Here is a 6,373-nt window from a genome sequence, read left to right as displayed (position 1 = left end):
GCCCCACAGCTGGCACGCGTAGCCGCACCCGCACGGCAACGAACGGAAGGGCCCCGCCACTTGGCGGGGCCCTTCCGCGTACGGGTGCCAGGACGTCGTCCGCACGTCGGGAAGTCGTACGCACACCAAGAGGGGCCCCTCCGTGCGGAGAGGCCCCGGACATGTGACGTGCTCACCGCAGGCGTGCGCTTACCGCAGGCGTGCCATGAGGGCGTGTTCGACGAGGGTGATGAGGGCGGATTTGGCGTCGGCGCGGTGGCGGGCGTCGGTGGTGATGATGGGGGTGTCGGGGCCGATCTGGAGTGCTTCGCGGACTTCGTCGGGGGTGTAGGGCTGGTTTCCGTCGAAGCCGTTGAGGGCGATGACGAAGGGGAGGCCGCTGTTCTCGAAGTAGTCGACGGCGGGGAAGCAGTCGGCGAGGCGGCGGGTGTCGACGAGGACGATGGCGCCGATGGCGCCGCGGACCAGGTCGTCCCACATGAACCAGAAGCGGTCCTGGCCGGGGGTTCCGAAGAGGTAGAGGATCAGGTCCTGGTCCAGGGTGATGCGGCCGAAGTCCATGGCCACCGTGGTGGTGGTCTTGTCCCCGGTGTGGGTGAGGTCGTCGATGCCTGCCGAAGCAGACGTCATGACGGCCTCCGTGCGCAGCGGGTTGATCTCCGAGACAGCGCCGACGAACGTGGTCTTGCCCACGCCGAAGCCGCCCGCCACCACGATCTTCGCGGAGGTGGTGGAGCGGGAAGGACCGCCGCTAGAGCTTGCGAAGTCCACTGAGCACCCTTTCGAGCAGTGTCACGTCTGGCTGGCCGCCGGCGTTCTCGTCGCCGCCCGGCTGATGAATGGCGACCAGGCCCGCCTCCGCCAAGTCGGCGACGAGGATCCTGGCCACGCCGAGAGGAATCGTCAGGAGCGCCGAGATCTCGGCCACCGACTTGATCTCCCGGCAGAGGTTGCAGATCCGCTGATGCTCGGGCAGTTGACCCTGCATCTGATGCGGCTGCGCGGTGGTGTGCACCAGCGCCTCGATGGCGAGCTGGTAGCGGGGCCTGGTACGACCGCCCGTCATGGCGTACGGGCGCACCAGGGGGTTGTTGGTCGACCCTGCGGGCGCCGGCTCGGGGGAGCGGCGCTGCGGCTGCACGGGCTGGATGCGCGGTGCCGCCTGCGGGTCGTACGGTGACGGTCCGGGACCCTGCGGTCCCTGCGGCAGGTACGGCTGACGCCGCGGGTTCGGTGCGGAGAAGTCATACCCGTTCTGGTCACCCTGTCCGGGGCCCTGGCCATAGGGCCAGTTCCCCGCGGACGAATCACCTGGGAGCGTAGTCACGATCTCTCCTCCTCCGACTGTGCCGTGCCACCCGTCGCTGTGGAAGGCGCGTCCCGAAACCTTACGGCCCCAGGACGCCGATATGCACCGTCCTTCTCCTAGTTGAGAAGGCTGCCCTGGAGCTCCGCACGGAGATCCGGGGTCAGGACGGTACCGGCACGGTCGACGAGAAGCGCCATTTCGTACCCGATGAGGCCGATGTCCGCCTCCGGGTGCGCGAGGACCGCGAGGGACGAACCATCCGAGATGGACATGATGAAGAGGAAGCCCCGCTCCATCTCGACCACCGTCTGGTTGACGCTGCCGCCCTCGAAGATGCGGGAGGCACCCGCGGTCAGCGACGTCAGACCGGAGGCGACGGCCGCCAACTGGTCCGCGCGGTCACGGGGGAAGCCTTCGGACATCGCCAGAAGAAGTCCATCGGCGGAGACCACCACGGTGTGGGACACCCCGGGGGTGTTCTCCACGAAGTTGGTGATCAACCAGTTCAGGTTCTGTGCCGCCTGGCTCATCGGGCTCACACTAACGCTCCTGGTTGTAGGTGCTGTCAGGACCGAAGCCCTGGCCGTTCGTATCACTGCCTGCGCTACGTCCGCGTTGGACGCCTCGACGCAGGTTGCTCAGTCTGCCCCGCACGTCCTCGGGGGACCGGGAGACCTGTGGGCCTCCCTGCGGGGTCGTCTCCGCGGCGCCCTCGATCAGGTTCGCCTTGGGGACGCGCCGAGGCAGACCGGAAGAGGTGACTCCCGCCGCCTTCGGCTTCTTCGGCTGCGACGCCTGCTGCCATCCCTCGCCGTTCGCCGAGTGCTGGTCGCCGTTCGCCTCCGAGGGTGCCGACGTGGTGCCGTTCGCGGTGCTGCCACGGCGGGGCAGTCCGGCGTCGGTCAGCCCGTGGTCGGCGGTGGAAGCCGGTTCCGGGTGATCGAAGCCTACGCGGTCCTGCGTGTTCGCGTCAGCGGCCTGCGCGGATTCCGGTTCCGCAGCGTACGCGGAGCCGTAGCCGTTCTGGTAGGCGTTCTGCTGCGGCCAGTCGTCCTGGTAGGACGGCTCGTCGAAGGCGGAGTACGTCGGTGAGGAGGTGGCCGGGGCCACCGCGCCGTTGTTCTGCGGCTGTTCCGCATAGCCGGACTCGGGGTAGCCGCCGGGGGGCGTGAAGTTCTCGCCCTGCGCCTGTCCGTCACCGGCCGGGTAGTACTGCTCCCCGTACGCGGCCTGCTGCGGCTCCTCGTACGTCTGCTGCGGGTCGTACGCCTGCCGCTGTTCCTGGAACGCGTCCTGCCCGTTGTCGTACGCGGGCTGCTGCGGCGCCTCGAACTGGTTCGGGTACGCAGTGGAGTTCGGGTGGGCCTCGTGCGCGCGGTCCGTGCCGTGCGTCTGGGCCTCCAGGGCCGCACGGCGCTCCTCGCGCATCAGCGAGCGGCCGACCGGGTCGCTGTAACGGCTGTCGTCGAAGCCCAACTCCGCGGCGGTCAGCGCCGCTTGTCCCTCGGCGTTCTCGACCGCGAAGGGCTGCTTCTCGGGGATGATCTGCGAGACGGTGAACTCGTTGGTCTCCAGCGGCTGTTCGCCGCCACCGCCGTGGGTGATGGCGTCCGGGAGCATGACCAGCGAGGTGGTACCGGCCTGCTCACCGGAGGGGCGGAGCTGGACGCGGATGTCGTGCCGGTCGGCCAGCCGGCCGACCACGAACAGGCCCATGCGCTGCGAGATCGCGGCGTCCACGGTCGGCGGGTTGGCCAGCTTGTGGTTGATGTCCGCGAAGTCCTCGGGCGTCAGCCCGATGCCCTTGTCATGGATCTCGATCATGACCCGGCCGTCGGGCAGGCGCGTGGCCGTGACCCGGACCTTGGTCTGCGGGGAGGAGAACGTCGTGGCGTTCTCCAGCAACTCGGCGAGCAGGTGCACGAGGTCGGTCACGGCCCGGCCGTGGATCTCGGCCTCCGGGACACCGGCCAGCTCGATGCGCTCGTACTGCTCCACCTCGGACGCGGCGGCGCGCAACACGTCGACCAGCGGGACCGGCTGGTCCCAGCGGCGGCCGGGCTCCTGGCCCGCGAGGACGAGGAGGTTCTCGCCGTTGCGGCGCATACGGGTCGCGAGGTGGTCCAGCTTGAAGAGGTTCTCCAACTGGTCCGGGTCGGCCTCGTTGTTCTCCAGATCGGTGATCAGCGTGAGCTGGCCCTCGATCAGCGACTGGTTGCGGCGCGAGAGGTTGGTGAAGATCGCGTTGATGTTGCCCCGCAGCAGGGCCTGTTCGGAGGCCAGCCGGACGGCCTCGCGGTGGACCTGGTCGAAGGCGCGGGCGACCTCGCCGATCTCGTCCGTGGAGGAGATCGGGATGGGCACGATCTTGGTGTCGACCCGGCCGGGGTCGGTGCGCGAGAGCTGGTCGACCAGCATCGGCAGTCGCTGCTCGGCGATGTCGAAGGCGGCGCTGCGCAGCTCGCGCATCGAGCGCGTCATCTGACGGGCCATCACACCCGCGAGGGCGACGGCGGCGAGCAGGGAGAGCAGGACGATCGCGCCGTTGATGTAGGCGTCGCGCTGGGCGTTGGTGGCGATCGACCCGGCGTCGTCGACGGCCCGCTTGATCAGCTCGTTCTCGACCTGGTTGTACGCCTCGAACTTGAGGGTGGCGGCGGCCATCCACGTGTCGGGGGTGATGCCCTGCTGCTTCAGCTCGTCGGGGGACAGGCCGCTGCTGATCGCCTGGACCATCTCGTCCATGGAGAGCGGCGTCTGCCCGGCGGGCGTGTCCTTGGCGGCCCGCTTCTTGCCCTCCGCGGCCTTCTCCTTCATGACCGCGGTGAGGTGCGCGGCGTCCTCCTCGGTGGCACCGGAGACGTACTCGCGCTGGGCGACGCCCTCCAGGTACCGGTACGAGGCGAAGGCCGTGGTCTGCCGTGCGTGGATCGCGGCGTCGGTGCTGGGCTTGACCAGCAGATGCATACCGATGGAGCGTTCCAGCGACTCGGCGCCCTTGGCGAGCGCGAGGGCGTACACCGAGCGGCCGTACGCCGTGATGTTGCCCGTGCCGAGGCCCAGTTCGTTGGAGAACTCCATCAGGAGGTGCTCGACCTCGACGTAGCCCTCTTCGGTCTTGACCGGGTCCATGGCCCGGGTGAAGGCCGTGCGGCGGATCTGCGCGAGCTTCGGCTCGGCCTTGGCCAGCAGGCTCAGCCGGCGTTCCAGGCCCTGCATGGCGGGGCGGCCGATGATCTCCTGATGGAAGGCGTCGGCCTTCTCGTCGGTGAGTTCGCGGGCCTGCTTGACGACCGCGCTGTTGCGGTCGCCCTTCAGCAGCGGCTCCGCGGAGAGGTCACGCTCGTTGAGAAGGGCTTCGGCGTAGACACCGGCGGCGGCCACGATCTTCGCGACCTTCTCCGCGTCCCGCGCCTGCTGCCAGGTGTCGATCGAACTCCGTACCTGGAAGCCGCCCATGACGAGGCCCACCAGGACGGGGATGAGCAGGATCGCGTTCAGCTTGGTCGGCATGCGCCAGTTGTGCAAGGAGAAGCGGCTGCGGCCCCGGGGCAGGGGCGTCGACTCCGGCCCGGGCTCGTCTGCGGGTGCCACTTCGCGCGGCGGCGGGGTGAAGTTACCCCGGGCAGACGGTTCGGGACCGTTCTTGCTTCGCCTCACTCGACCAACAACCTCTCGGCGACGGCACCTACGTCGTGCCGCGGTGTCTCCTGAGCCCTGTCACCGACGAGTTGTGTCGGCCGACCTAAGGGCAGTTCAGGCATTCCAGCACGTCAGCCTGCGCGATTCCAAACACTCGGAATCAAGGATTCCGTTGGCGAGATGGGCGAGATAAAACGGTCATAAAGAGCGAGCCCCGCCAAATGGCGGGGCTTTCGTGCGCACAGCGGCACCGAACGACCGCGACGCGTGGTGGTACCACCCGATTTCTCTGTCGAAACGTTATGAACCCCGGGGCCGACCGTGTCAAACGCCACAGTCGGCTCCCCGGGATCTACGACAACTGCCGTATGACACCGGCTACTTGCTTACCGCAGGCGTGCCATGAGGGCGTGTTCGACGAGGGTGATGAGGGCGGATTTGGCGTCGGCGCGGTGGCGGGCGTCGGTGGTGATGATGGGGGTGTCGGGGCCGATCTGGAGTGCTTCGCGGACTTCGTCGGGGGTGTAGGGCTGGTTTCCGTCGAAGCCGTTGAGGGCGATGACGAAGGGGAGGCCGCTGTTCTCGAAGTAGTCGACGGCGGGGAAGCAGTCGGCGAGGCGGCGGGTGTCGACGAGGACGATGGCGCCGATGGCGCCGCGGACCAGGTCGTCCCACATGAACCAGAAGCGGTCCTGGCCGGGGGTTCCGAAGAGGTAGAGGATCAGGTCCTGGTCCAGGGTGATGCGGCCGAAGTCCATGGCCACCGTGGTGGTGGTCTTGTCCCCGGTGTGGGTGAGGTCGTCGATGCCTGCCGAAGCAGACGTCATGACGGCCTCCGTGCGCAGCGGGTTGATCTCCGAGACGGCACCCACGAACGTGGTCTTGCCGACACCGAAGCCACCCGCCACCACGATCTTGGCGGAGGTGGTGGAGCGCCCTCCGTCAGAGCTTGCGAAGTCCACTGAGCACCCTTTCGAGCAGTGTCACGTCCGGCGCGCCGCCGTTGTTCTCGTCGCCACCAGGCTGGTGGATCGCGACGAGGCCGGCTTCCGCGAGGTCGGCGACGAGGATCCGGGCCACACCGAGCGGCATGGACAGCAGCGCCGAGACCTCCGCCACCGACTTCACCTCACGGCACAGATGGCAGATCCGCTGGTGCTCGGGCAGCATGCCCATGAGCTGGGCCGGATCGGCCGTCGTGCTGATCAACGCCTCTATCGCGAGCTGGTAGCGGGGCCGGGTCCGGCCACCGGTCATCGCGTACGGACGTACCAGCGGCTGGTCGCCCTCGTCTCCGTACGGATCTGTGTACGGATCGTGAGCGGCAGGGGGCGGGGTCATGAATCCTCCGGGCGGGACAGCAAGTTGGTCAGTCGTGCCGTCTGACGAGGCCGGTGGGGGGCTGTGGCGGCCGGACGGTGT

At 68.5% G+C, this 6,373-nt stretch carries 6 protein-coding genes; all 6 read right to left on the bottom strand.

Annotated elements, in window-relative coordinates:
- Nucleotides 1–189 precede the first annotated feature (189 nt).
- The gene (locus tag NGF19_RS18990; RefSeq protein WP_190191055.1) at nt 190–771 is read right to left on the bottom strand and encodes a GTP-binding protein; all 582 of its coding nucleotides are present in this window, start codon (nt 769–771) and stop codon (nt 190–192) included.
- Entirely contained in the window at nt 752–1,327 is a 576-nt protein-coding gene (locus tag NGF19_RS18985; RefSeq protein WP_252426169.1) for a DUF742 domain-containing protein, read from the bottom strand. The genes NGF19_RS18990 and NGF19_RS18985 overlap by 20 nt, the downstream gene beginning before the upstream one ends.
- Nucleotides 1,328–1,425: 98 nt before the next feature.
- Nucleotides 1,426–1,839 (bottom strand): roadblock/LC7 domain-containing protein, encoded by a 414-nt coding sequence (locus NGF19_RS18980; RefSeq protein WP_055421938.1) that lies wholly within the window; start codon nt 1,837–1,839, stop codon nt 1,426–1,428.
- 10 nt (nt 1,840–1,849) lie between these two features.
- The gene (locus NGF19_RS18975; protein WP_252426167.1) at nt 1,850–4,969 is read right to left on the bottom strand and encodes a sensor histidine kinase; all 3,120 of its coding nucleotides are present in this window, start codon (nt 4,967–4,969) and stop codon (nt 1,850–1,852) included.
- 368 nt (nt 4,970–5,337) lie between these two features.
- Nucleotides 5,338–5,913: a GTP-binding protein gene (locus NGF19_RS18970; RefSeq protein ID WP_252426165.1), complete on the bottom strand. Its 576-nt coding sequence runs from the start codon at nt 5,911–5,913 to the stop codon at nt 5,338–5,340.
- Nucleotides 5,894–6,292 carry a DUF742 domain-containing protein gene (locus NGF19_RS18965; RefSeq protein ID WP_252426163.1) on the bottom strand — a complete coding sequence of 133 codons (399 nt, stop codon included), beginning with the start codon at nt 6,290–6,292 and terminating at the stop codon, nt 5,894–5,896. The genes NGF19_RS18970 and NGF19_RS18965 overlap by 20 nt, the downstream gene beginning before the upstream one ends.
- Between the last annotated feature and the right edge of the window lie 81 nt (nt 6,293–6,373).

It is taken from the genome of Streptomyces macrolidinus (assembly GCF_023887685.1).
GTDB classification, from domain to species: Bacteria; Actinomycetota; Actinomycetes; order Streptomycetales; family Streptomycetaceae; genus Streptomyces; species Streptomyces macrolidinus.
Note: the sequence above shows the minus strand (reverse complement) of the source record. Positions and strands in the feature narration are given on the sequence as shown.